The sequence below is a fragment of the Streptomyces sp. NPDC033216 genome, assembly GCF_055577115.1.
In genome coordinates, this window is sequence record NZ_JBVIQK010000025.1 from 35,117 (window position 1) to 58,989 (window position 23,873).

Sequence of the window (23,873 nt, forward strand, 5' to 3'; positions counted from 1 at the left end):
TCTGCAGAGATCCACCGGCCGTCAGCGGCGGGCGCCGTGCGGCCGCAGCCGGACGATGCCTACTGGGTCCGGGCGGGCTTGCCTCCGGTGTCCCGCGCCTGCTCCACGAAGCGTGCCAACTGCTCCACGGTGCCGTGCCGGAAGACGTCCTCGGTGCTGACCTCGACGCCGAATATCTTCTGCAGCCGGGAGGCGAGCTGGACGAAGTGCAGCGAGTTCCCGCCGTGGCCGAGGAAGGAGTCGGTGGTGGTGAAGTCCTCGGCGCCGGAGATGTCCTTCCATGCCTGGAGCACGACGGTCTCGAGCGGGTTCTGCATGGCTGTGTCACCTTTCTTCGGCTTGTCCGGAGTCGCCGAGGGGTCCGTGAGGGCGGACCGGTCGACTTTTCCGTTGGCGTTCCTCGGCAGGTCACCGAGGTGGTGGAACGAGGAGGGGACCATGTAGGACGGCAGCTGCTCGCCCAGTCGGCGTGCCAGGTCGGCGCCGTCGAGCGGCCGTCCGTCGGAGGTGGTGTAGAAGGCGGTCAGGGACTTGTCGCCGGCGTCCTCGGGGAAGGCCTTGACCACGGCGTCGTGGACCCCGTCCAGCGCGCGCAGAGCGAGGGTCACCGCGGTGAGTTCGACTCGGTAGCCGCGGATCTTCACCATGCTGTCGGCGCGGCCGATGAGGACGACGTCCCCGTCCCCGGTGGTGCGGGCCAGGTCGCCGGTCAGGTAGCGGGGCCGTCCGTCCGGCCCGGTCACGAACTTGCGGGCGGTGAGTCCGGGCTCGTCCAGGTAACCCTGGGCGAGGCCGAGGCCGCCGACGGCCAACTGGCCGGGGGCGCCGGGCGGGCAGGGTCGCAGTGCGTCGTCCAGGACCTCCAGGGTGACCCCGGGCAGCGGGCGCCCGACCGGTACGCGTTCCTCGCGGGTGACGTCGTCGGCGCTGCGGACGGGGTAGAGGGCGGTGATGGAGGAGTTCTCGGTGCAGCCGTAGCCGTTGTAGATGACGGCGCCGGTCGCGCGTGCCGCGCGGGCGAGGTGCTGCGGCGACGGGAAGTCACCGCTGAGCAAGATCAGCCGCACGCCGCCCAGGCACTCCGGCTCCTCGTCCACCAGCAGGTTGAACAGACCGCAGGGCAGCGAGAGTGCGGTGACGCCGTGCCGGACGATCGCATCCTTGAGGACGGGCAGGCTGGGCAGCCCGTGCGGCATCACGACGAGGCGTGCACCGTGCAGGAGAGCGAGCCAGATCTCGATGGTGGACGCGGCGAAGGAGAACGCCGCGGACTGGACCAGGCAGTCCCCCGGTCCCATCCGCAGGTCACCGCTGTACGGGCCGAGCCGTGCCAGCCCGCGGTGGGCGATGCGCACGCCCTTGGGCCTGCCGGTGGACCCGGAGGTGAACATCAAGAAGGCGGCGCCCTCCGGGTCGGACACGGGCGGCAGCGGGATGTCGTCCTGCGGCTCCGCGACCGCGGTCAGCTCGTCGGCCCGCACCCACAGCGGTGCGCCAGCGATGCGGGCCGCCGCTCCGGGCGCTTCCGAGTCGTGCACGACGGCGGTGGGCGCGGATTCGGCCAGCACCCGGTCGACGAACGGCGCGGGGTGGTCCGGGTTGACCGGCACCACGCAGGCGCCCGCCTTGAGGATGCCGAGCATGACCGCGTACAAGTCGGGTGACCGGCGCAGGTACACGCCGACCCGGTCACCGGGCGCCACCTTCCGGGCGATCAGTGCGCGGGCCACACCCTCGGCCCGCTCGTTCAGTTCGCGGTACGTCAGGGTGCGTGTGCCGGAGACGAGGGCGACCTCGTCTCCGGCGGTCCGCACGACCCGGTCGAAGCCCTCCGTGAGGGTCAGAGAAACAGCGCTACGCGCCTCGCCTAATGCGTTCTCCGTGAGCACAGGTGCTCCTTGTCTCGCTGGCGGATGGCCACCGGGCGTCCGCGGAGACGAACACACCTGACGTCCAGTGACCGGCTTGTCGAGAGATAAGCACAAATAGCTTGAAAGGAAATGGTTTCTGATGGGAAATCACGTTAGGTCGACATTCCTCGACGTGTCAACCCCGATCTTGAGGGGTCCCGAACCAGCGCTCCACCCCCGCTGCGCCTGCTTCTGCCCCGACTCTCGCCCGGCACGCCTAGGGCGGCGGACCCAAGTTCCGTCGGCTCGGCGCAGCGGGAGGGCCTCGCCGGCCGACCCGACCCTCACCCGCGGAACAAAGCCTTTCGGCCACTTGTTTTCCGCCGGGAAAGCAACTGGACGCCGATCACTTGTCTCCCGAACCGGTTTCCGTCAGGAAATCACTCTGCTCGGGTGACGACGAGCCGACACCCTCGGCGGCCAATCCGGAGGGAATGCCTCCCCTGTCGCCGGAGAGGCAGGCCGCGATGTACGACACCTCCCCGGACGGATGGGTTCCCAGACGGGGATCACTGGTATATAATTTCTCTACAGAAATCATCCCATGTAGTGAAGTCCAAATTGACCCAGTTGCTGCACCCCGGAGCATCTTGGTCGTTGATGACGGGCAACCAATCAGAGGGGCGCTGATGACCCGAACCGACAGTCCGCGACGCGCGAGCGAGGCCCCGGCCGTGCCCGGCGAACTCGAGGACGCACTGTCCCACCTTCAGTGCATCCTGGTCGCCCGTCGCACCCGCTCGAACCCGGAGGGCGTCACCTGGCAGCAGTACGACGTCCTGGAACTGCTGCGCATCCGCGGCCCCATGACGCCCTCGGTGCTCAGCGCCTCGCTCGGGGTGTCCCGGGCGACGACCTCCAAGGCGCTGCGGGTGCTCAAGGACCTAGGGCTCGTCGAACAGCAGACGATCGGCGAGGACCGGCGGGAACTGACCACCTCGCTCACGCCGACCGGGGAGTCCTTCCTGACCCGGGTCGCCGAGCAGCGACGCGAGAACGCCCGCATCGTCGGATCCACCTTGAGCCCCGGCGAGCGGGCGATGTTCGTCGAACTGTGCAACAAGGTCGCCGACGCCCTGGAACCGCACCTGGAACCGGCGGAGGAACGCCCCTGAGTCGTAGGCGTCCAGGTCCTCGGTCTCGCGCTGTACGCCGCACTCCGGGCTGTCCCCGCTGTCGCCGCGGCCCCGGCCAGGGCGCCGACCCTGGACAGGACCCGTGGTCTGGAAGGCGTCGCCGAGGCCACCGGGCGGGTCTCCGGCTTCGCCGACCAACACGGCAAGCTGATCGGTAACGGCTGGTCCAACACTGGCTCCGACTACGCCCCGGGCAAGAGCGCAAAAAATCGGGCGTACACCTTCACCGACGGCTCAGGCCCGGTGAAGGACAAGCAGATCGCTCTCGACAAGGACTCCGCGGCCAAGGGCGGGTACGAGGTCGGCGACACCGTGCGGGTCGCCGTCAACGGGCCCGTGAAGGAGTACACCCTCGCCGGTGTCTTCACAACCGGGGACGGCGCCGTGAACGCGGGTGGCAGCCTCGTGCCGTTCGACACCGCCGTGGCGCAGAAGCTGTACCTCCAGCCGGGGCACTTCAAGGACGTCACCATCGCCGCCGAGCCGTGCGCGTCCGACGCGAAGCTCCTCGAAGCCGTCCGGCCGCTGCTGCCGCGGGACCCCGAGGCCCAGATCGGCCGCGAGCTCGCCGACAAGCAGGCGAAGGACATCGAGTCAGGGCTGAGCAATCTCAACAGATGCTGCTGGCCTTCGCCGCCATCGCCCTGTTCGTCGGCGTCTTCCTGATCGCCAAGACCTTCACCATGCTGGTCGCCCAGCGCACCAAGGAACTCGCCCTGCTGCGGGCCGTCGGCGCCTCCCGCCGGCAGGTGAAGCGCTCGGTGATCCTCGAGTCCATGATCGTCGGCGTGATTGCCTCCGTCGTCGGATTCGCGGTCGGCATCGGACTCGCCACCGGACTGCGGTCCGCCATGGGCTCGGTCCGCGCCAAGGTCCCGGCCGGACCTCTGATCGTCTCCCCCACCGCCGTCCTCTTCGCCCTCCGCAGTCCTCGCCTACCCCAGCGACAACGAGCAAGGCTTCGAACTCCGCACAGCCGGAGAACAACGCCGTAATCCCATCGACTTCGATGGATTGACCCTCATCGCGTTCAGGGGCGAAGGTCAAGGAACCGCGAACCACCCCTAACACCGCAGGTCAAAAAGGGTCCTGTCCGCGCGAGCGAAGGTGAGCCGTAGACGACCTTGGGAAACCAGTCATCGCCGCGGTCCTGTCCGCGCGAGCGAAGGTGAGTCGTTCATCGTGGCCGCGTTCGCGCAGCACACGAAATCCTCTCCGCGCGATCGGAGGTAAGCCGGACGAGACGGCGCCTGCGCCACCGAGGAGGACGTCCTTTCTGGGCGAGCGGAGGCTCAATGAAACTCAGAGTGCCGTTCACCTGATCTGCCTGAAGCCTGCCGGACCAGAAGCGTTGAGGCTCGCCCGCGCATCTGCCGTCAGCACCTGCAGTTCCTCGCGATCTGTCGCTCGGTGAAGGGCGTGAATCATTTCGGTCGTCTGCTCTGCCCGCGAGTGCAGACTGTCATCCGGCACAAGAAGGTGTAGTTGGTGAATAGCCTGGAAGACCAGGCCGCGCAGTCTGAAGGCTTCCATTCTGGCTGCGACGCGCGCTGGGCTGCTGCCTTGATGCTCACGCCACCACCAGTCGTGTTGCACTACGTAAGAACTCATTAGGAGTGCCAGTGAACGCAAGAACGGCGCTGCGACGTTCGCCGCGGTCTGCGACTCGCTTCGGAAACTGGTATCCCAGCGGTGATCCGTTGAGAGTTCCTGCCACGGCGATGAATGTCGTAAGTACACGAGTCACTCCAGTATTTGACCATCCTTAACATGGCTGAGGCGAGACAGCTTGCAGGTCCCTCGCGCTTACTCGCTATCGCGCAAGCGGAGGTAAACCTGTTCCACCGACCGCCAGGGCCTGCCCCTGTCGATCGGTACCTCCGCCGCCAACCTCCACGACAGCCAGGCTCCAAGCCAGCGCCGACTGACGCGGCTCCTCCCGATTGAACCGGTGCACGAGCCGCTCATGCATTACGTCCAGCTCTCCGGCCCAAAGCCTGACTTCAGCAAGGTCCCCACCCATAACCAGACCAACGAACAAGCTGGCCAGCAGTCATGGCAAGCACCGTTTCAGTATCACCAGCTGCTCTGACCGAGGATCTTCCATCGTGCGCGCCGAGAAAGCCAGCGATCAGCGACCGCAGCCGCGTACCTGCGGCTCAGATGCATGCACTGAGACCTGCAAGTAGGATTTCACAGAGAGCTCCTTCAGTCGGAGCTCTCCACAACGGCCGATCCCAGTGAGCCAAAGCCCCCACGGGCTCACCCGGCGTTCATAGAATCCACGGACACATCGGGCGATGGGCCCCTCAGGGCACGGTGACGGCCACATTCTCGGACCGCATGGTCACACGCCGCAAGTCGGCAGACCAATCGTCGTCGTTCACCCCTTACGGGTTGGAGGGTCATCATGCGCATTCGAACGGCACTCGCCTCCGCAGCAGCGGTAGCGGCTTTGGCGGCAAGCACTCCGGCATCTTCAGCGGTCACAGCCACGCCTCCGACCGGGAGCGGAAACCTCATCGGCGCCGCGCCTGGTCTGGTCCTCCCCGCCGCGTCGATCGCCCCCGGCAGTTTTACGGCACAGCAGTCCGGGAGCAACTGGACCATCACCTTTTCACGCACCCTCAACTTCTCCTCGTTCGAGGTGAGTAACCAGTTCCCGTTCCAGGCATGGGTCGAACTGTGGGAGCAGGACGAATCCGATGACGACTTCCTCGGACGCACTCGCGCGTCCAACGTTTCACCCACCACTTCCGGTACAACGCTCACTGCGACGTTCAGGCGAACAAGCAGTCAACTGGACACCGAGTTGGGCGGCGAGGAGATCTACGCGAAGGCCCTCCTGAAGAATCTGGAGACCGGTCAAGTCTTCCAGGTGGCGACACGCCGCATCCAGATCTCACCCTGAGTACGCCGGGCGTCACATCCGTGCGAGATGCGACTCAGAGACCGTGTCACATGTGGCGTGGGGGTCGTTGTGCACGTCATGGGGCGGGGTACGTGGAGTTGCGTTGTTCCGGACGCCGACATCGCGGCAGCCGCAGGGGGGCGCCGCACCGTCACGCTGTACTCCCCGTCTTGGAACTGGAGTTGGCGACATCCCACTTCACCGCGCTCGCGGACCGACTGAGCCCGGCGTTGCGCGAACGGCCGGACGGGCAGAGCACCCTTGACGCCCTGGAACACTGGCTGCGCGGCGAGGTCACACACCGCAACGATCCGGACGACCTCTACGTCCGCATGCTCGACTTCAACCCGCAGCTCAGGGCCGTCACCAACGCCCGCCTCACGGAGGTCAGCCAGGAAGACGCCCGATAGTTGGCGGCCCGGCGGCCCCGGTCAGTCACCCCACGTCAAATGAGTCTCCGCCCTCCGACGTGGATCCGAAGTGCGTTTCGATGCCGAAGGCGCGGCGGAGTTGTGCCATGTCGTGACGATCGCGTTCCGAGGGCTCGTAGCCCTGGTGGAAGTAGACCTGCTGTTCGGCGGACAAGCACGGAACTGACGTTCCATGGATGGTGCCCGTCACGAAGCATGAGGACGGGTAGGTGAACGGACGCTCGGGTTCGGGTGATGCCTGTACCGCTGAGCCGTCGTCGGCGAAGACCAGCGGGTGGAGGTCGATTGCTCGTCCGTCCGGTGCCGTCACGACGAACCGGACGGGCCTCCAGTTCAGGGTCTCGACGAAACCGGCCTCATGGAGGGCAGCCGCCACGGCGTCTTCCTGGTCCTGCCGGTGCATCAAGTCCAGGTCGCGGTGGTCTCGCGTCTGCTCGCCGATCAGAGAGTCGATCCCCCATCCTCCACCGATCCAGACGTCCGCCTTCGCCTGTCGTAGCAGGGTGAGGACGAACAACACGTCATCAGCTGTCATCATCTGACGCAGGCTAGAAGCGTCCATGGAGTGCCGCGAACGATTTCCTGTCCTTCAGCCTTCCACTGGCTGGAGGTGGCAGGGGCGACCTCGGCGTGCGCAGTGGGAACACGTCTCGAAGTCGGCCGCATGTGCCGGGCCACGCCAGTTGCCCTGATCGGTCTGTGTGACCTGGGGCTCTCAACGGCCTTGCCACGCTGGTTGGCACCGTCCGACCAAGATTCTCGGGGGGCAGGATTTGAAGCTGCGACCTCTGGGTTATGAGCCCAGCGAGCCACCGGACTGCTCCACCCCGTGCCGGTGCAACCCGCCCTACGCCAACTTCCGACCGCTGGTGACCGGGAGGAGGTGCGGGACGAGAGGCTCGCTCAGGTGATCCCGGTGCCGCGCACCAGCAACAACGCCACGTCCACCGTCGCCACGGCGACCGCCGCCGCGAAGGCCGCCGCGTCCCGCCGGCGGCCCAGCACCGTCCCCGCCACCGCGAACAGGCCGGCCACCACGAGCGCCGCCACCCCCCAGCCGCCGGGTGGTCCCACGGGCCCCAGCACGAGAACCGCGGACGCGGCCACCAGCGGCACTGGAAGCAGCAGGCGCGAGCCGTCCGGCCCGAGCCGCTGTGGCCATCCCCGTACGCCCGCCTCCAGATCCCTGCGAATGTCCGGCAGGACATCGCCCAGATGAGCTCCGCACCCGATCAGTGCACCGGCGGTGACCACCCACCAGGCGGGCCAGGGATGCCCCGGCGAACCCAGCGCCACGAACGCCGGAAGCGCGGCGAAACCCACCGCGTAAGGAGCCCAGGACCACGCCGTTGCCTTGAGCCGCAGGTCGTACGCCCACGCCGCCGCCACCCCGGCCAGGTGCACCGTACCCGCCCACGGGCCACAGGCGAACGACAGGGGCACGCACAGCGTCAGCGCGGCACACGCGGCCGCCCACACCTGCCTCACGCCGACCACGCCGTCGACAACGGGTTTGCCCCGGCGACCGGCGGCGATGTCCCGGCGCGCGTCGAACGCGTCGTTGCACCAGCCGACGGACAACTGTCCGCTCAGAACGGCGGCTCCGGTCAGAACAGCGCGCGCGGCACTCTGGCCGGCGGTGACGGCCAGCGCGGCCATCAAGGCGGTGACCGCCACGGTGGGCCCAAGGTGGCATGCCCTGGCCAGGCCGCACGCCTGGCCGATCCGACGCAGGGCTGCGCCGCCGGCCGTCGACTGCTCGGGCGTGCCCACCGGGCCGATCGTAGGCGCCCGGGCCCCGTCCGGTCGGCACACCCCGCCGCGGGGCGCACGGCCGGACGGGCGATTCGTGGTCACGAGGCCCCCGTGCGGGGAAGGCGTGCAGAGCAGCCAGCCAGCCGGTAATCGGACGGGAACCACATGAGCCGGATCCTCGCCCTTCACGGTGCCCTCGCGGCGCACCGTCACCTCCAGTCCGATATCACCGACATGGTGGCCCGGACCTGCCTGCCCGCGGGCACCGACCGACGGGCCCTGGACCGGCTGCACCGCAACACGACGGTGCGCGCGCGCCACATGACGCTGCCGCTCGAACGGTACGGACAACTGGACGGGTTCGGTGCCGCCAACGATGTCTTCATCGCGTCGGCCACCGACCTGGGCGCCAGGGTCGTCCGAGACGCACTGTGCGTTGCCGGCCTGTCCGCAGCCGACGTGGACCTGCTGGTCTTCACCTCCGTCACCGGCATCGCCACCCCTTCGATCGACGCGCGGCTGGCCAACCGCCTCGGTCTGCGGCCGGACGTCAGACGGCTGCCCCTGTTCGGCCTGGGCTGTGCGGGCGGCGCCGCTGGCCTGGCCCGCATGCACGACTACCTGTTGGGCCGGCCCGACCACGTGGCGGTGCTGCTGTCGGTCGAACTGTGCTCGCTCACCTTCCAGCGCAACGACGCCTCCGTGGCCAATCTGGTCGCCACCGGACTGTTCGGCGACGGCGCCGCCGCGGTCGTCGCCTGTGGCGCGGACCGCCCCGACCGCCCCGACCGCCCCGACCAGACCGTGGGCCCGACGATCGTCGAAACCCGCAGCCGTCTGTATCCGGACACCGGTCGCGTCATGGGCTGGGACATCAAGGACTCCGGCTTCCAGGTCGTCCTCGACCCGGAGGTCCCCGGTCTGGTGCGCCGTTACCTCGCCGCCGACGTCGAGGGGTTCCTCGGAGACCACGGCCTGAAACCGAAGGACGTGACCGCCTGGGTGTGCCATCCGGGCGGCCCCAAGGTCCTGGAGGCCGTCACCGAAGCCCTCGACCTGCCCGAGGGCGCCCTCGATGTCACTTGGCGTCACCTGGCCGACGTGGGCAACCTGTCCTCGGCATCGGTGCTCCATGTACTGCGCGACATCCTGGCCGATCGCCGCCCGCCGCCGGGCACGCCGGGACTGCTGCTGGCGATGGGGCCGGGCTTCGCCTGCGAACTGGTCCTGCTGCGCTGGTAGGCCGCCGACCGTCGAATCACGGAGAACAGTGGGGCACAGGACGCATGATCTGGTACGGACTACTGGTGGCCGCCGTCGCCGTCGAGCGCGTCGCCGAACTCGTCGTCGCCCGCCGTAACGAGCGCTGGAGCACCGCCCGCGGAGCGATCGTGACCGGGCAGGGCCACTACCCGGTGATGGTCGCCCTGCACACCGGCCTGCTGGTCGGCTGCCTGGCCGAGACGTGGCTGGCCGACCGGCCGTTCGTCCCCGCCCTGGCCTGGCCGATGCTGGCCGTGCTGGCGACCTCCCAGGCGCTGCGGTGGTGGTGCATTCACACCCTGGGCCCCCGCTGGAACACCCGGGTGATCGTCGTTCCCGGCCTGCCGCTGGTGACGGGCGGTCCCTATCGCCGGTTGCGGCATCCGAACTACGTGGCCGTCGTCGCCGAGGGTGTGGCCCTGCCGCTGGTGCACACCGCCTGGGTGACCGCGGCCGTGTTCACCGTCCTCGACGCCGCCTTGCTCACCGTGCGCATCCGCTGCGAGAACCGGGCGCTGGCCGCCGTAGCCGCCCCCACCACGCCGGCACCGACGTGATCGACGTACTGGTGGCCGGCGGCGGGCCGGCCGGGCTGGCCGCCGCCATCCATGCCACGCTCGCGGGCCTGGAGGCCGTCGTCGTCGAGCCCCGGACCGCGCCGGTGGACAAGGCCTGCGGAGAAGGTGTCATGCCCGGCGGTGTCACCGCGCTGCGAGCCCTGGGCGTCGAGGTCGTGGGCCGCGAACTGCGGGGCATCCGCTACGTGGACGGCGCCACCCGCGCCGAGGCGCCGTTCCGTGGCCGTAGCGGGTTGGGGATCCGCCGCACAGCGCTGCACTCCGCACTGCACCAGCGTGCTCTCACCCTCGGCGTGCGGATGCTTGCGGGCAGGGTCGGCGAGGTGCACCAGAGCGCGGACAGGGTCACCGCGGCGGGCACCACGGCTCGTTGGCTGATCGCCGCCGACGGCCTGCGCTCCCCGGTGCGCCGCGGCCTGGGGTTGGAACTGCCGGGCGCCACCCACCGCCGGTACGGACTGCGTCGGCACTACCGCCTCGAGCCGTGGACGGACTTCGTGGAGGTCCACTGGTCCGCGCACGGCGAGGCCTACGTGACACCGGTCGGCGACGACCTGGTGGGTGTCGCGGTCCTCAGTCGCAACCGTCGCGGGTTCGACGAGCACCTGGCCTGCTTCCCGGCCCTCACAGCGTCGCTGCGCGGCCCGGCCGCCACGGAGGTACGCGGCGCCGGACCGTTCCGGCAGCGGGTCCGGCGCAGAGTCGCCGGCCGTGTCCTGCTCGTGGGTGACGCCGCGGGTTACGTGGATGCGCTCACCGGTGAGGGCATCGCCCTCGCGCTGGCGACGGCCGGGGCCGCCGTCCGCTGCCTGGCCGCCGGGCGGCCGGAGGATTACGAGCACGCCTGGACCCGGCTGACGTGGCGCCACCGGCTCCTGACAGGGGCCCTGCTGGCCGCGACCCGCCGTCCGCGCACTGCCCGGCTCGTCGTCCCAGCAGCGTCCCGGATGCCGTCGGTGTTCTCCACGGCGGTCCACGCATTGCAGTAGCGGCCGTCCACCGCGGCCGAGGCCGTTGTCGGCACGTTCACCGGGCCCCTCCCGGCGCCCCGGCACCCCGCGGCCTGCCGAACCGCTACGACCAGGCGGACCGCCCACCGCGCACCCCAAAGAGGTCAGACGGCGAGCACCTCTAACCCGGCCGCCGGACAGCCCACCGCAGGCAGCCCGGTGACGGCCAGGACCACGGGCGGTGCCCGGCGGCGCGCTGCCAGCGCCCGCCCGCCGGCCGCCAGCAGCACGGAGCCGGGCAACTCGCGGCCCTCGGCCGGGGGTGCCCCGGACAGCCCGGTGCCCAGCCCTGATCGCCCCGCGCACTTGGTCGCCGCCGGCAGCGCCACCACCGCGCCGACCACCAACTCGACGCGGTGCGGCACCCTGAACCGAATGTGCACCGCGGTCACAGCACGCGGCAGGAGCCCATCACGGGCCATCACCGGCGTGGTGCGGGAGACGCCGAGGACAATGCGAGCAGCAAGCCGAGCGCGGCGACGGCAGCACCGACACGTGCGACCGGTGTAAGCCAGTCGGCGCCTGTCGCCCTGGCCGCGTCCGAGAACGGTGCGGCAGCCTCCGCCAGCTCCTTCGGGCCGAGAACCGTCAGGACGGCGATGGCAACGGAGGAGTGGCACGTACGGCCGCACCCAGCGGCGCACCCCTGGGGTGTGGCCGGAGCGACCATGATCTGCGTCGCGGTCGCCACCTTCATCACACCAGCACCCGCAGGACGTCCTTCGGTCACGGCGTTCACCCGGGGCGGCAGGGGGCGGGCGCGACGGCCAGGATCGGGAGCGTCGGCTCCTGGCGCATCGAGGTCGCGCGCCCGCTTCAGATCTGGTTGAGGCCGCCGTCGACGAACAGTTCCGTACCGGTGACGAAGCTGCTCTGGTCACTGGCGAGGAAGAGTGCCGCGGCGGCCGCCTCGTCAGGGCGGCCCATGCGGCCCAGCGGCACCTGGCTCGCGAAGAAGCCCCACAGCTTGGCCGCCTCGTCCGCGCCGGGGGCGAGGCCGGCGTTGCCAGGTGTCTCGATGGGGCCGGGGACGAGGGTGTTGACACGGATCCCCCGGTGCTTGAGTTCGTTGGCCCAGGTACGGGAGAACGAACGGATGGCGGCCTTGGACGCGGCGTAGACGCCGAACGCCTCGCCACCGGAGGTCGCCGCGGTGGAGCCGGTGAGAATCACCGAGGCACCGTCGTTCAGCAGCGGCAGCGCCTTTTGGACGGTGAAGAGCGTGCCCCGCACATTGATGCCGAAGGTGGTGTCGAAGTGCTGCTCGGTGACCTGCTCCAGGGTGGAGAACTCACCGCCGCCCGCGTTGGCGAACAGCACGTCCACGCGCCGCCCCTGGTCAGCGACGGCGGCGTAGAGCCGGTCGATGTCGGCCGGATCGGAGACGTCGCCCCGGACAGCGGTGGCGTTCGGGCCGATCTCGGCCAGTGCGGCGTCCAGCGCCTCCTGCCGTCGCCCGGTGATGAAGACATGCGCGCCCTCGGCGGCGAAGCGCTGGGCGCTGGCCAGTCCGATGCCACTGTTGCCGCCGGTTACCACAGCGGTCTTCCCGTCAAGCTGTCCCATGATTGGAACTCCAGTTCTCTATGGACCATGGCGGCCCTGAGGGTTGATGATGTCGCCGCCCGGCAGAGCCGAACGTTGGAGGGGGCCGCCGGCGGCGTGCTGATCCGGCACCGAGGGGTGTGCGTGAAGCCATCCGGGGGTTGTCGCGACGCCAGGTCGTCCCGCAGGACGTCGGCCGGCGCGATCCGGTCCCACTCGGTGGGAACGGCTTCCTCGACACGGGCGTACACCGGACGCATCGCGGGCCGGATACCGGAACCGACCGGACGGTCGAGGTGGGGTTCCGAGCGGTGCATGGCGAACAGTGGTGACGGCTCGATCACCTTGTGCGCGTCCCGCAGGGTGATGACCTCCAGCGGTCTGGCGGGTACCCAGCCCGCGTCGGCGCCGCGTCGCGAGTGGACCGGTCCGGCATCGCGCATCCGGCCGAGACGCCGCCGGATCACACGACGTGGTTGGGGTCGGCGCTGCCCGCAACACCCTCGGATGTCGCAGTTCCGTCGCCGATCCGACGGTGCAGTTCGATCCATGTCAACGCGTGCGCCACCACGGTGAGCTGCCTGCTGCCCGCCACGTGACCACCTCCTCAGAAGTAACCATATTTGTTACACCAGGGCCCGTCAAGCGAGCGCCGGTGACGCCGCGGGCGGAGACTCGTCGGCACGCGCCGCGACGTCCGCGGTCGCATCGGTTCGCGGCTCCCGCCCTGCCCAGGAGTTGCCGCCCCTCGTCGACCGACGCACCCTGGAGGGGGAGCTCGGCACGGCCGGTCCGTGCGCGAGCTTGTGCGGAGCGACCGGCGTCGGCACAGCGAGTACACGTCACCAACGACACAGAAGTGACGATCGCCATGGGGAACTCTGATCGTTTTTCGTTCACCTTGCACAACATCACGACGACCGTCAGTGACATCGAGGCGTCCGTCGATTGGTGGCACCGGGGCTTCGGGCTCGAACTGTCGGCGACATCGCGTTTCGACGCGATCAACGCCGACGTGGCCTTTCTACAGGGGCCCGGCTTCAAGCTGGAACTGCTCCGAACTCCCGACGGCTTCCGGCTGCCCGAGCTCACTGCCGATCCTCCCGCCCACATCGGACCGATCGGCACCAAGGCACTCGTCTTCCGCGTGGAGGACCTCGCCGCCGCGACGCGATCGTTCCGCGACCAAGGGGTCGCGATCGTGTGGAGCGAGCAGGACCTGGGGGACGGCAGTGTCTCCACCGCCATTCGCGACAACGACGGCAACTTCATCAACGTCTTTCAGGAAGGCACGAGTCCGGTCGGCTGACCTGCGCACCGTGGACCCGCCGCGAATCCGTGCGGGCCGCGGGTGACCGGCTCGGGTCGGCTGCCGCCGACCGGCAGAGCACGGGGCGAACGGCAGTCGCGGTGGCGCCGGGAGGTGCCCGTCGAGGACTCCACGCACCGCCCGCGTGAGGAACGAAGCGTGGGAGGGACCGAACCAACCACCCGGAAGGGATACCCCATGAGCACGGTCACCACCGCGGACGGCACGAGCATCTTCTACGTCGACTGGGGGCCGAGGGACGCGACACCGCTCGTCTTCCACCACGGCTGGCCCTTGAGTCACGTGGACTGGGACAACCAGCTGCTGTACTTCCTCTCCAAGGGCTACCGGGTCATCGCGCACGACCGTCGTGGTCACGGGCGCTCCGGCCAGCCGTCGTCGGGCCATGAGATGGACACCTACGCCGCGGACGTGGCCGCTGTGACCGATGCGCTGGATCTACGGGACGCCGTGCACATCGGGCACTCCACCGGAGGCGGTGAAGTGGTCCACTACGTGGCGCGTGCGGAGCCCGGGCGCGTCTCCAAGGCGGTGATCGTGTCGGCGGTGCCGCCCGTCATGGTCAAGAAGGAGAGCAATCCCGAGGGAACCCCGATCGAGGCGTTCGACGAGCTGCGCGTCGGACTCGCCGCCAACCGCGCCCAGTTCTACATCGACGTGGCGTCCGGGCCCTTCTACGGCTACAACCGGCCCGGGGCCGAGGTGAACCAGGGGCTCGTGGACCGGTGGTGGGCGCAGGGGATGATGGGGGCCGCCAACGCGCACTATGAGTGCATCAAGGCGTTCTCCGAGACGGACTTCACCGAGGATCTGCACAAGATCGAGGTCCCGGTGCTCGTCATGCACGGCACCGACGACCAGGTCGTGCCCTACGCGGACGCGGGACCGAAGAGCGCTGAGATCCTGCGGAACGCGACCTTGAAGACCTATGAGGGGTACCCGCACGGGATGCTGTCCGTCTACCCGGATGTCCTCAATCCCGTGATCCTCGACTTCCTCAAGGCATAGTCGGCCGGTGGCGGCAGACTGCGGCCGCATCGTCGGTCGACGCTCCTCGGGTGGCGGTCCCGGCCCCTGCCCCCTCCCGCGATCGCCCAGGCACCAGTGGCGCTCGCGCCCTCCGTTCGGACCTGGAGCAGACGATCGTGGAACACCTGGCAGACAGGACGACCGTCGTGACCGGCGATACCAGCGGGATGGGGCCGGCCACGGCCAAGCGGGTCGTTGCTGCCGCAGGCGCGTACGTGCTCCACGGGCGGCCGTCAGGAGACACTGAACGACGCGGTCGGCGAGATCGGGCCCAACGCCACCGGCATCCGCGGAGACGTCTCCGACCCGGCTGACCTGGACCGCCTGCACGCGAGTGTCGCCGAGCGGGGAAGCCCCCTTGACGTGCTGTTTGCGAACGCGGGCGGCGGCGAGTCGCGCCCCTGGAGCGCGTCACCGGGGAGCACTTCCAGCCCACCTTCGACGTCAACGCCAAGGGCCTGCTCTTCACCATCCAGAAGGCTGCGCCCTGCCCCTGCTCCCCGATGGCGCCTCGGTGATCCTGACGGGTTCCACGGCCGTCGGCAGCGGAGCCGAGGCGTTCGGCGTCCACGCGGCTTCCGAGGCGGCCGTGCGCTCGTCCGGCCGCACCTGAGCCAACGAGCTCAAAGGCCGCCACGTCCGGGTGGCCCCCCTCGTGCCCGGCGTGACGGTCACCGCCGGCAGCACCGGCCTCGCCCCGAAGGCCGAGAAGGCCGAGAAGGCCGAGATAACTGAAGGCGCTACTGACCAGCAAGGTGCCGCTCGGCCGCACCCCGACGAAGTGGCTGCCGCGGCGCTCTTCCTCGCCTCGCAGGAGAGCAGCTAGTCACCGGAAGCGGCTGAGCTGATCCGGAGACGCACGGCCCGACGGTCAGCCGGCCAGGCCGATCACCAGCAGCATGAACGCCGCCCCCGCCACCGTGAACACCAGTGTGGCGCGTGACGGGTGCGAACTGTGCGCCTCCGGCAGGATGTCGGAGGTTGCCAGGTAGAGCAGGAAGCCGGCGAAGAACCCGAGGTAGAGGCCGAGTACTCCGGCGGGGATGGTGAAAGCCAAGGTGAGCGCCGCACCGACCACCGGCGCGACAGCGTCGCAGGCCAGCAGGGCGATTGCCTTGCGCCGCTCGTTTCCGTACAGCCGGGTGAGGGTGTAGGTGTTGAAACCGTCCGCGAAGTCGTGCGCGAGGATGGCGACCGCCACCACCGAGCCGACGCCGGAGCCGGCCTGGAAGGCGGCGCCGATGGCGAAACCGTCGAGCAGGCTGTGCACGATGAGCGCGCTGGCCGCGGCCACGCCGAGGCTTGGCGTGTCGTGGCCGTGGCCGTGGCCGTGGCCGGCGGCGTGGGTGTGCTCGTGGCTGGCGTACTCGCTCTCGTGCGCACGATGTATCGCGACCGACCGCTCCACGACGTGGATGGCGAGGAAGCCGACGACCAACAGGACCAGTGCGGCGGGCACGTGGAAGATCTGGTGCGGCTGGGCGCTCAGCGCCTCGGGCAACAGGTCGAAGACGACCACACCGAGCATCAGCCCCGCGGCCAGCCCCAGCACGAGGTGGCGGCGGTCGCCGATGCGCTGTGCGACGAAGCCGCCGATCAGCGTCATCACGAACGCGCCCGCCGCGACGATCACAGCCATGACACGATTATCGGCCCCGCTCGCTCGACCGTCGCCTCGGGGAGCCATCCGGACAATCCACCGCCACGGGGGGGGGATCCGCATCCCGTTGCGGCGCGGGTGGGCGGCCTCCACCTCCCACCCAGGTCCGACGGACCGCGGCCGTCACGGTGACGAAGTCACCGCTGCCAGGCGCTCACCCGGCGCATTCGACCGTCCTCGGCAGGCCACCCTTCATCCGCAGCGTCGGCTCGGGTCAGACCTCAACTGGGGCCGCCGACTGGGCGGCCTCGAGGAGGGGTGCGCCGGTCTTTCGTCCGCAAGGAGGTTGACCCTGCGGCTGGATACGGGTGCGCATCGCGGCCAGCACGCGCTGCCGTGTGTGGGTGGGTCCAGGCACTCCCAGGACGAGAAGGCGACCTCGCCGCCGTCGACCGGGACCACCTCCGGCCCTTGCGAGCTGTACAGGCCGCGTGCACGCACCATGCCTTCCACCCAAGCTGTCTGCCGTCCGGGGCCCTATGTGTCAGGGTCGAAGGCCAGTAGGTTCGTGTGGTCGCGGGCGGGCCGAGCCGTAGGGGGTGTGCCGGGTGATAGTCCCCCGCTCCGCTCAGCCATTCTGATCACACCCGGCCAACGCCACGACGGTATCTGTGCGCAACCGCTGCTGAAACGCATCCGCGTTCCGCGCTTCGGCCCCGGCCGCCCGCAATGCCGCCCCGACCACGTGATCGCAGACGAGGCATACCACTCTCGCGGATCCTGGCTGAACCTGGCGGAGCGATGGTTCGCCGAGCTGACGCGAAGGACACTCAAGCGAGGTGGCCACCGCTCCGTCCAAGTCCTCGAACGCGACCTCCGCAGCTGGCTCACCGACGGGAACGAGCACCCGAAGCCCTTCGTCTGGACCTAGACCGCCGACGAGATCCTCGACAAAGTCGCTGCCTACTGCCGACGAATCTCCGACTCAGGTCAGGTTGTTGACGTGGGCACGGGGCAAGGGGCCCTTCAAGCCGGTCGAGTTCGACCGCTGCACCGTGACGAGATGCCGCACACGGCGCAGCGGATCGGAACCCAGCAACCTCTCTGCTTCAAGTCCAGCTCAGTCCGCAGCGATCGAGTGCGGCACAACCTGGTTGAGGCCCTCCACTCTCCGGTGGTCCCGGCCGGGCATTTGGTCGTCTCGGCGCCGGCGTCAGACGGAGAACATCGCCCAGTTCGGGGCCCGGCACCGCTGGATCAGGTTGTGGTCAGTCCCCGCACAGGGCTTTCCCACTTCTTCGGGCGCATGGGCGAGGTCGAACTCGATCGGTCCACGGCAACAAGTGGCGAGGTCAACGAAAAGCGGCCCTCTCCTCCGGTTCAGAAGGCTGCCCGGGCGAGGCTCGCCGTGCAAGATCTGGTCGCTGGCCTTGTCGATACTGATCGCGTCGGACGGATCCTGGTAGGAGGTCCTGATCCGTGGTGTTCCTGCCCATTACTGAGGGGTGTCGAACGCGCCAAGGAGGCAATCTGGTCATGCCGGAAACGCATCTAAGGGCGGAATCAGCAGAACTTGAAGGGGTAAAACATGTCGAACAAGTTCACGGGACGCTGCGAGTGCGGCGCCATTACATATGAGTTCTCCAACGCGCCCGAATTCGTAGCGAACTGCTACTGCAAGGACTGCCAGAGATCGTCCGGCGGTGTTATGGCGACCTACTTCAGCGTTGCCCAGGACGACTTCAAGCTCCTCAGTGGCAGTCCGCGACCCTACCCCTACGTGGCGGACAGCGGGAACACGCTGGAACGCAATTTCTGTCCTGAATGCGGTGCACGGGTCTTCACCGACAAGCTTTCAGGCTTTCCGGGCCAGGTGTTCGTCATGCTCGGCAGTCTTGACGACCCTGAAAGCGTCAAGGCGCCGATCATGGAGATCTTCACGGCGCGTCGCATCTCCTGGACCAAAGCGCTCGACGTACCGCAGTACCCCGCTCGCCCCGACGCGGACCCGCAGTCAACACAGGGGCGTCTGCCCGGGGGCTGCGGTTGACCAAACGTCCGGGGCCTGTCCCGTAACGATCTTGGCGTTGGGACGGGCGAAGTCGGCTGCTGTGACTGGTTCGCCTATCCGGGCCGGGACGGCAGCCCGCCGCTCGAGCCGGCCGGCACTCCTCGGGGTCGCGGCGCGCGCGGCCGCGGCCCCGCTGCCCCTGCGGTCAGCGCGGGCACGGCCCCGCAGTTCCTCAGGGAGGCGCACGGTGAGCTGGAAACCGGCCCCAGGCCGTCTGCGGCCTTCCTGGACGCCTCCGGCATGGCCCCGACCGCGGCGTACGCCGCCGCCGATGTGCCGCCGAGGCCCATATGCCCTCTGCTGCCCAGCAGTTCGCAGCCCTGGCCGAACAGACAGCTCCCCGCCTTGTCCGCGACAAGGCGGGGAGCTGTCGCCGACGCAGTGCGTGCTGTACGCGGGCGTTGCCGGGCCCTGCGCTAGAAGGTCAGGTTCCAGGCGTCGATCTTGCCTGTGTCGGAGGCGGCGTTGTCGTTGACGCGCAGCTTCCAGGTGCCGTTCGCGACCTCCGCGGAAGCATTCACGGTGTAGGTCTGGGCGATGTTGTCGGCGCTGCCGCCGGCGTGGTTGTGCAGCGTGTAGACGGTGCCGTCCGGCGCCACCAGGTCGACCTTCAGGTCACCGATGTAGGTGTGCTTGATGTCCACACCCACCTTGAGGGTGGCCGGGGCGTTGCCGGTCACGCCGGTGACGGCGATCGGGCTCTGCACGGTCGCGTTGTCGTTGATGGCGAAGTCCGCGAGGTTCTCGAAGTACTTGCCGGGCGGCGGGGTGGTCCCGACGGCCTTGAGGGCGTCGACCTGTCCTTCGCCGAAGAACGAGTTGTTGGCCGTCGTGCCCGTGCAGCGGCTGTCCGAGGGGCAGGCGATGTCGTTGGCCTGGGCGGCCAGCTTGGCACGGATCTGCGCCGGGGTGATGCCCGGGTCGGCGCTGGCGATGAGTGCCGCCACGCCGGCCACGTGCGGGGTGGCCATCGAGGTGCCGCTCTTGCTGCCGTAACCGCCGCCGGGGACGGTGGAGTACACGTTGCTGCCCGGCGCCGCGACGTCGATGACGCCCTGCCCGTAGTTGGAGAACGAGGCCTTGGTGACGCCCGTGCCGTTGGCCGCGACCGTGACCACGCCCGGCAACTCGGTCGGGATGTCGAGGCAGGCGTTGGTGATGGTGCGGGTGACCGGCGTCGAGTCGTTCGGGCTCGCGGAGTCGGTCGTCTTGTGGGCGAGGTCGTAGTTCTCGTTGCCCGCGGCGGCGATCTGGAGGGAGCCCTTGCCCTCGGCGTACTCCTGGGCGCGCTTGACGCCCTCGATGATGGCGGCCTGGTCGATGTTGTCCGGGCAGTTGAACTGCCACGGGTCCGTGTAATAGCTGTTGTTGGTGACCTTGAAGCCGTGGTCACCCGCCCAGACGAAGCCGCAGATGGTGTTCTCGGCGAAGAAGAATGAGTTGCCCGGCTCGGCGACCCGGACCGCGGCGATCTTCACCCCGGGGGCCACGCCGACGACGCCCTTGCCGTTCTTGGCCGCGGCGATGGTGCCCGCTACGTGGGTGCCGTGCGTGTCGACGTCCCGCCAGGCGCCGGCACGGGTGTCGGGCTTGCCGTAGGCGCAGGAGACCGAATCGGCCGCGTTGAAGTTGGGCGCCAGGTCCTGGTGTTGGTCGTCCACACCGGTGTCCAGGACGCCGACCGTGACGGAGGCGGAACCCGGGTTCACGGCCCAGGCCTGGTCGGCCTTGATCTGGCTCATGTCGGCCCGGACCGGCTCTCCGGCCGGGGTCGAGGCCTGGGCCGGATTTGCCGGGAGCGCCGGGGTGTAGGCGTCGGCCGGGACGTCCGAGGTGCGCGTGGCGCCGACCTGCTGCACGCCGGCGACGCCGCGCATGGTGGCGGCGAATCCGCTGGACGCCGAGTGGGCGACGATCACCCCGATGGCGTCGAAGTTCGAGAAGACGGTGCCGTCGTTGGCCGCGATCGCGGAGCGGACCGCCGAACTGTCGCCAGGGGCGGTGATCACGAGGTAGGCACGCGTGCCGGCCACCCAGGTCGCACTCTGGGAAGCCGGCGCGGCGGCCGGAGCGTGGGCCTTGGCGGCCGGCGCGGTGGAGGAGGCGACGGGGAGCGTGCCCGCGAGGGCGCCCGGGGCGCCGAACGCGAGGGCGGCGCCGAGCGTGGTCGCCAGCACCAGCGTGTGTCTAGCTCGGCTGGACATGTGGGGTATCAAGGCGTCCTCCGGACACGGCCCGTCCGTGCTGAGGGCACCGGTCGGGACGTACGAAACGAATGGTGGATGCAAGATGTCAGACGCGTGCTCCTGTACGGAAGTACCTTTCAGTGCTGGCACGTTACCGGGGCATGGCTGAAAAGAGACGTACTCCGGGCATCCGGGGGGGGAGGGGCGGGATCCACCGGGAGCTCGGTGACGTCGACCGCCCTGGCGTACCCCGTCGGCCTGGTGTCGGTCGTGCTGCCCGCACCAGAGCGCCGGACCCGCGCGGCGACCGACACCGCCCGCGCCCTGGTGGCCGTCGGCGACGTGCTCGACGACCCCGCGCAGTCCCCCGCCCAACGGATCGCACGCTTCGACGTTTTCCGTGCGGAGCTCATGCCCGCCCTCGATCAGGACGACCTCATGCACGCCCGAGCGGCGAACGACGGGGACGACCACGGCCGGGACCACACCGACATCCTCATCGTCACCGCGCTCCCACACCTCACCCGGACCCTGGGCATCCCCGCCAATACGACATCATGCGACCGGCATCCGTCGTGGATGGGTTCGGTACACACGCCGCCATCCGCATCGCTCACACACGTGCCCTCATCGGCTGGCGGACCTGACAGCGAACACTGTCGAAGGTTGTGACCGTATGGCTGAGTGCGACCAGACCGTCCCGTAGCGGTGCCCCGCCCTGCGTCGCCCCGACGCAGGAAGTGCGGGTCCGGTCGGTGAGGTTGCCCGAGCCTTCGCATGCCGCGCGGATGACGATGACCGCCGCGAGCAGCTGCGTGTCGGCACCGGCGGGCAGCGAGGCCACCACATGGCTCAGACAGCGGCGCGCAGCTTCTCCCGGCTGACTCTTCAACAGCGTGGGCAAGAGGACTTCCGCCCCAGGGCCGACCGTGCCAGTGCCCCACCATCCGACCTCCTGCGGCTACTCTGCGTGAAGCTCAACTGAACCGACAGCCGCCCACCGACCCGGCGTTGAGGTGAACGCGTGGAGAAACTGGGTTCAGTGCCCGCAGCAGCAGTGGAGAAACCAGGGAATCGGCCGTGTGTTCCTGCATTCGCCGGGCACGAGGAGCGACGGAGGTTGATAACTATGGTTCCCCTGCTTCTCGTTCTTCTGCTGGCTCTGATCCTTTTCGGCGCGGGCTTCGCGCTCAAGGCACTGTGGTGGATCGCCGTCATCGTGCTGGTCGTCTGGCTGCTCGGCTTCGTCATGCGCTCCGCAGGCACAGGCGGCCGCAAGGGACGCTGGTATCGCTGGTAACCCGACCAGCAGCGTGCTCGTGGGCTCCGGATGTTTCCGGAGCCCACAAGCATGTCCCGGATCAGGACATCTCTCCGGGCAAACGGTGTAAGCACCACCTTCCCGGGAACCCGGCCTCGTAGCTTGGGGCTGGTGAGTAGTGGAACCTGCGCCTCTGAACCACCGGGCCCCACCCCGACATCGCCCATCGCGCCGCGAGGCTCTACACCTCTCCCAGCCCCAGTTCGACGTCGTACCGCTCAGCTGCGGGCTCGGGTGGTGCTGCGCTCCAGGCGCGGCACCGAAAGGGGCCGGCCCTCTCCGTCGCATTCGATCTGTTGCGGCTGTCCTGGACGTACACGCCCTCCTGGCCGTACCGGCGGCGCAGAGTGTTGCTGGAGGGGCAGGGTGTCGGCTGCCGCGATCGCCGTGTGGGCGCGCTTGCGCCCCCCATGCCCCCGTTCCACTCGATCGGTGAAAAGGTGCCATCATCCCGCCTGGTCCAGTAACCTCCTGGCCACCTCCCGGGCGACCATAATCAGGGCCGGACGTTCGCAGCCAGTCACCGCCACTCTGCTCGAAGGATCGGACAGGGCCCTCGCATGGCGCGCCCTGACCCAGCTCTGGCCCCCTATGAGACGTATGCGCAACGTTCCGGCCGCCGGCTGAGAATTGCTCCGCTCACACCGGACCAAGTCGGTGGTCGGTCATGCGATGCTGCGTGCCTTGGCGATGGCGATGAGTGTGCCGCGCCGACGGTGGCGCCTTTCGTAGTCCAACACCTGCCGGGCTTCGGCGGGGGTGGCAGTCTGCAGCCGGGCGGTGATCCGGTCCGGGATCATGGCGTCGTACCCCGGCCAGGGTTCACTGGCGCGTAGCCGCTCGATGGCTTTCAGGATTTCCGGCCGGACGGCGTGGGCGCGCTCGTAGCCGTCGAGAGCGGACAGTTGCGCCTGGGAAAGGGTGGGCAGGCGCTGGATGGTGTCGGTGACGCTGAGATGCTCGTACCGGAGGATCGGCGGCTCCTGTCGCCTGGTGATCGCGTCCTGGTCCTCCTCGGGCATGTGGCGGAGCGCGCCTTCATCGGTGCGCGCAGTCTGCCGCCCACCGGCCTCGGCGGCTTCTCGGACCCGTTCGACGGGAGAGCCCGTGGTGATTGTGGCGGCATCGGGCGGGCCGTCGTCATCGGGCTGGGTGCGGTTGCCGCTGCCGGTGGCCGTCGTTGCCCGGGCCTGCTGGGCGAGGCTGTCCTCGAGCGTCGCGAGCAGTTCCTCGTCCTGGCGGCGCAGCCGGGCAAGCAGGTCGGCGGCGACCTGGTCGTGCGCCTGTTCGGCGATGCTCTGCCCGGCCTGGCAGGCCGCCAGGGCCCGGGCGGTGATCGAGTACTCGTTCTCCGTGTGTCTCAGTATCTGACGCGGGCTGGGCCCGTTGCGACGATGCCATAGGGCGGTCGTGATCGCCGCACCGATCTTGAGTGGCAGTCCGGCCGTCCGGACGGTTGCCCGGGCGTTGAAGCGGACCCGGTCGGCGGTGTCCCGCAGCGGGCGCCGGGAGCGAAGCTCACGCACGTGTCCGTCGAGGCGGGCGACACAGTCGTAGGTGTGGTCGATATGGCGTTTGAGAATCTCCCGTCGAGGGCCTGCGGCATGGACGGCGATATCAGCCCGGAAACGGTCGATGAGCGCCGTATGGGCATCACGGGCGTCCTCAAGCGTGGGGACAAGCGCATCTGTCGTCACCGCTGTCATGGCGTGCCCTGCCTTCTGGCATTGAACTGGTCAGATCGGTGGATCCAGCGGGGGGGTCCGAGTATGGGGTGTGGTGGAGACCGCTTGAGCC

Annotated in this window: 22 protein-coding genes, 1 tRNA gene and 5 pseudogenes; 14 read left to right on the plus strand and 14 right to left on the minus strand. The window is 69.1% G+C overall.

What is annotated here, in order from left to right:
- Positions 1-59: 59 nt before the first annotated feature.
- Together ACZ5Y0_RS31230 and ACZ5Y0_RS31235 are read right to left on the minus strand one after the other, a co-directional pair.
- Entirely contained in the window at positions 60-1,889 is a 1,830-nt protein-coding gene (locus tag ACZ5Y0_RS31230) for a non-ribosomal peptide synthetase (protein ID WP_469132031.1), read from the minus strand.
- A gap of 367 nt (positions 1,890-2,256) precedes the next feature.
- A complete protein-coding gene (locus tag ACZ5Y0_RS31235; RefSeq protein ID WP_469132032.1) occupies positions 2,257-2,451 on the minus strand; it encodes a hypothetical protein in 195 nt (64 codons plus the stop codon).
- A gap of 88 nt (positions 2,452-2,539) precedes the next feature.
- Here ACZ5Y0_RS31235 and ACZ5Y0_RS31240 point away from each other — a divergent pair, with 88 nt between their 5' ends.
- From ACZ5Y0_RS31240 to ACZ5Y0_RS31250, 3 genes and pseudogenes are all read left to right on the plus strand, one after another.
- Positions 2,540-3,025, plus strand: a complete 486-nt coding sequence (locus ACZ5Y0_RS31240; protein WP_469132033.1) for a MarR family winged helix-turn-helix transcriptional regulator — start codon at positions 2,540-2,542, stop codon at positions 3,023-3,025.
- 87 nt (positions 3,026-3,112) lie between these two features.
- Positions 3,113-3,966 (plus strand): annotated as a pseudogene (locus tag ACZ5Y0_RS31245) (ABC transporter permease); the annotation flags it as partial.
- Positions 3,967-4,015: 49 nt separating this feature from the next.
- Positions 4,016-4,114 (plus strand): annotated as a pseudogene (locus tag ACZ5Y0_RS31250) (type I-E CRISPR-associated endoribonuclease Cas2e); the annotation flags it as partial.
- Positions 4,115-4,360: 246 nt separating this feature from the next.
- Here ACZ5Y0_RS31250 and ACZ5Y0_RS31255 read toward each other — a convergent pair.
- Together ACZ5Y0_RS31255 and ACZ5Y0_RS31260 are read right to left on the minus strand one after the other, a co-directional pair.
- Positions 4,361-4,642: a hypothetical protein gene (locus ACZ5Y0_RS31255; protein WP_469132034.1), complete on the minus strand. Its 282-nt coding sequence runs from the start codon at positions 4,640-4,642 to the stop codon at positions 4,361-4,363.
- 271 nt (positions 4,643-4,913) lie between these two features.
- Positions 4,914-5,069: pseudogene (locus ACZ5Y0_RS31260) on the minus strand (IS701 family transposase); the annotation flags it as partial.
- Between the two features lie 387 nt (positions 5,070-5,456).
- Here ACZ5Y0_RS31260 and ACZ5Y0_RS31265 point away from each other — a divergent pair.
- Positions 5,457-5,957 (plus strand): hypothetical protein, encoded by a 501-nt coding sequence (locus ACZ5Y0_RS31265; RefSeq protein ID WP_469132035.1) that lies wholly within the window; start codon positions 5,457-5,459, stop codon positions 5,955-5,957.
- A 170-nt stretch (positions 5,958-6,127) separates the two neighbouring features.
- The gene (locus ACZ5Y0_RS31270) at positions 6,128-6,367 is read left to right on the plus strand and encodes a hypothetical protein (protein WP_469132036.1); all 240 of its coding nucleotides are present in this window, start codon (positions 6,128-6,130) and stop codon (positions 6,365-6,367) included.
- 25 nt (positions 6,368-6,392) lie between these two features.
- Here ACZ5Y0_RS31270 and ACZ5Y0_RS31275 read toward each other — a convergent pair whose 3' ends face one another.
- The 3 genes from ACZ5Y0_RS31275 to ACZ5Y0_RS31285 all read right to left on the minus strand — a co-directional run bounded on the left by ACZ5Y0_RS31275 (position 6,393) and on the right by ACZ5Y0_RS31285 (position 8,161).
- On the minus strand, positions 6,393-6,926 hold the full coding sequence (locus ACZ5Y0_RS31275; protein WP_469132037.1) for a nucleotidyltransferase domain-containing protein: 534 nt from the start codon (positions 6,924-6,926) through the stop codon (positions 6,393-6,395).
- 220 nt (positions 6,927-7,146) lie between these two features.
- A tRNA-Met gene (locus tag ACZ5Y0_RS31280) sits at positions 7,147-7,224 on the minus strand.
- Positions 7,225-7,291: 67 nt separating this feature from the next.
- A complete protein-coding gene (locus ACZ5Y0_RS31285; RefSeq protein WP_469132038.1) occupies positions 7,292-8,161 on the minus strand; it encodes a UbiA family prenyltransferase in 870 nt (289 codons plus the stop codon).
- A gap of 147 nt (positions 8,162-8,308) precedes the next feature.
- On the opposite strand from ACZ5Y0_RS31285, the gene ACZ5Y0_RS31290 reads away from it, so the two are divergent.
- Genes ACZ5Y0_RS31290 through ACZ5Y0_RS31300 form a run of 3 tightly spaced genes read left to right on the plus strand, consistent with a single transcriptional unit; the run spans position 8,309 to position 10,973 of the window.
- Positions 8,309-9,385: a type III polyketide synthase gene (locus tag ACZ5Y0_RS31290; RefSeq protein WP_469132039.1), complete on the plus strand. Its 1,077-nt coding sequence runs from the start codon at positions 8,309-8,311 to the stop codon at positions 9,383-9,385.
- 44 nt (positions 9,386-9,429) lie between these two features.
- Positions 9,430-9,963, plus strand: coding sequence for an isoprenylcysteine carboxyl methyltransferase family protein (locus tag ACZ5Y0_RS31295; protein ID WP_469132040.1), 534 nt, complete (start codon positions 9,430-9,432; stop codon positions 9,961-9,963).
- The gene (locus tag ACZ5Y0_RS31300; protein WP_469132041.1) at positions 9,960-10,973 is read left to right on the plus strand and encodes an NAD(P)/FAD-dependent oxidoreductase; all 1,014 of its coding nucleotides are present in this window, start codon (positions 9,960-9,962) and stop codon (positions 10,971-10,973) included. Before ACZ5Y0_RS31295 ends, ACZ5Y0_RS31300 begins: the two co-directional genes overlap by 4 nt.
- Positions 10,974-11,302: 329 nt before the next feature.
- On the opposite strand, the pseudogene ACZ5Y0_RS31305 reads toward ACZ5Y0_RS31300, so the two are convergent.
- The 4 genes and pseudogenes from ACZ5Y0_RS31305 to ACZ5Y0_RS31320 form a co-directional block, all read right to left on the minus strand.
- Positions 11,303-11,601, minus strand: a pseudogene (locus ACZ5Y0_RS31305) (amino acid permease); the annotation flags it as partial.
- A 209-nt stretch (positions 11,602-11,810) separates the two neighbouring features.
- Positions 11,811-12,560: an SDR family oxidoreductase gene (locus tag ACZ5Y0_RS31310; protein ID WP_469132042.1), complete on the minus strand. Its 750-nt coding sequence runs from the start codon at positions 12,558-12,560 to the stop codon at positions 11,811-11,813.
- Complete coding sequence (locus tag ACZ5Y0_RS31315) at positions 12,527-12,982, minus strand: Rrf2 family transcriptional regulator (RefSeq protein WP_469132043.1); 456 nt, start codon at positions 12,980-12,982, stop codon at positions 12,527-12,529. The genes ACZ5Y0_RS31310 and ACZ5Y0_RS31315 overlap by 34 nt, the downstream gene beginning before the upstream one ends.
- Before the next feature lie 20 nt (positions 12,983-13,002).
- Positions 13,003-13,134 (minus strand): hypothetical protein, encoded by a 132-nt coding sequence (locus ACZ5Y0_RS31320; RefSeq protein WP_469132044.1) that lies wholly within the window; start codon positions 13,132-13,134, stop codon positions 13,003-13,005.
- Between the two features lie 264 nt (positions 13,135-13,398).
- Here ACZ5Y0_RS31320 and ACZ5Y0_RS31325 point away from each other — a divergent pair, with 264 nt between their 5' ends.
- The 3 genes and pseudogenes from ACZ5Y0_RS31325 (at position 13,399) to ACZ5Y0_RS31335 (ending at position 15,724) form a co-directional block, all read left to right on the plus strand.
- Positions 13,399-13,848: a VOC family protein gene (locus ACZ5Y0_RS31325; RefSeq protein WP_469132045.1), complete on the plus strand. Its 450-nt coding sequence runs from the start codon at positions 13,399-13,401 to the stop codon at positions 13,846-13,848.
- 198 nt (positions 13,849-14,046) lie between these two features.
- Entirely contained in the window at positions 14,047-14,877 is an 831-nt protein-coding gene (locus ACZ5Y0_RS31330) for an alpha/beta fold hydrolase (protein ID WP_469132046.1), read from the plus strand.
- 137 nt (positions 14,878-15,014) lie between these two features.
- A pseudogene (locus tag ACZ5Y0_RS31335) lies at positions 15,015-15,724 on the plus strand (SDR family oxidoreductase).
- Positions 15,725-15,769: 45 nt separating this feature from the next.
- On the opposite strand, the gene ACZ5Y0_RS31340 reads toward ACZ5Y0_RS31335, so the two are convergent.
- The gene (locus ACZ5Y0_RS31340) at positions 15,770-16,537 is read right to left on the minus strand and encodes a ZIP family metal transporter (protein WP_469132047.1); all 768 of its coding nucleotides are present in this window, start codon (positions 16,535-16,537) and stop codon (positions 15,770-15,772) included.
- Between the two features lie 1,549 nt (positions 16,538-18,086).
- On the opposite strand from ACZ5Y0_RS31340, the gene ACZ5Y0_RS31345 reads away from it, so the two are divergent.
- Positions 18,087-18,548: a GFA family protein gene (locus tag ACZ5Y0_RS31345; RefSeq protein ID WP_469132048.1), complete on the plus strand. Its 462-nt coding sequence runs from the start codon at positions 18,087-18,089 to the stop codon at positions 18,546-18,548.
- Positions 18,549-18,985: 437 nt separating this feature from the next.
- On the opposite strand, the gene ACZ5Y0_RS31350 is transcribed toward ACZ5Y0_RS31345, so the two are convergent.
- Entirely contained in the window at positions 18,986-20,746 is a 1,761-nt protein-coding gene (locus ACZ5Y0_RS31350; protein WP_469132078.1) for a S8 family peptidase, read from the minus strand.
- A 234-nt stretch (positions 20,747-20,980) separates the two neighbouring features.
- On the opposite strand from ACZ5Y0_RS31350, the gene ACZ5Y0_RS31355 reads away from it, so the two are divergent.
- Together ACZ5Y0_RS31355 and ACZ5Y0_RS31360 are read left to right on the plus strand one after the other, a co-directional pair.
- Positions 20,981-21,427 carry a hypothetical protein gene (locus ACZ5Y0_RS31355; RefSeq protein WP_469132049.1) on the plus strand — a complete coding sequence of 149 codons (447 nt, stop codon included), beginning with the start codon at positions 20,981-20,983 and terminating at the stop codon, positions 21,425-21,427.
- 457 nt (positions 21,428-21,884) lie between these two features.
- A complete protein-coding gene (locus tag ACZ5Y0_RS31360) occupies positions 21,885-22,055 on the plus strand; it encodes a DUF5670 family protein (RefSeq protein WP_020131495.1) in 171 nt (56 codons plus the stop codon).
- Between the two features lie 686 nt (positions 22,056-22,741).
- Here the strand turns inward: ACZ5Y0_RS31360 and ACZ5Y0_RS31365 are convergent.
- Positions 22,742-23,782, minus strand: coding sequence for a hypothetical protein (locus ACZ5Y0_RS31365; RefSeq protein ID WP_469132050.1), 1,041 nt, complete (start codon positions 23,780-23,782; stop codon positions 22,742-22,744).
- Positions 23,783-23,873 lie beyond the last annotated feature (91 nt).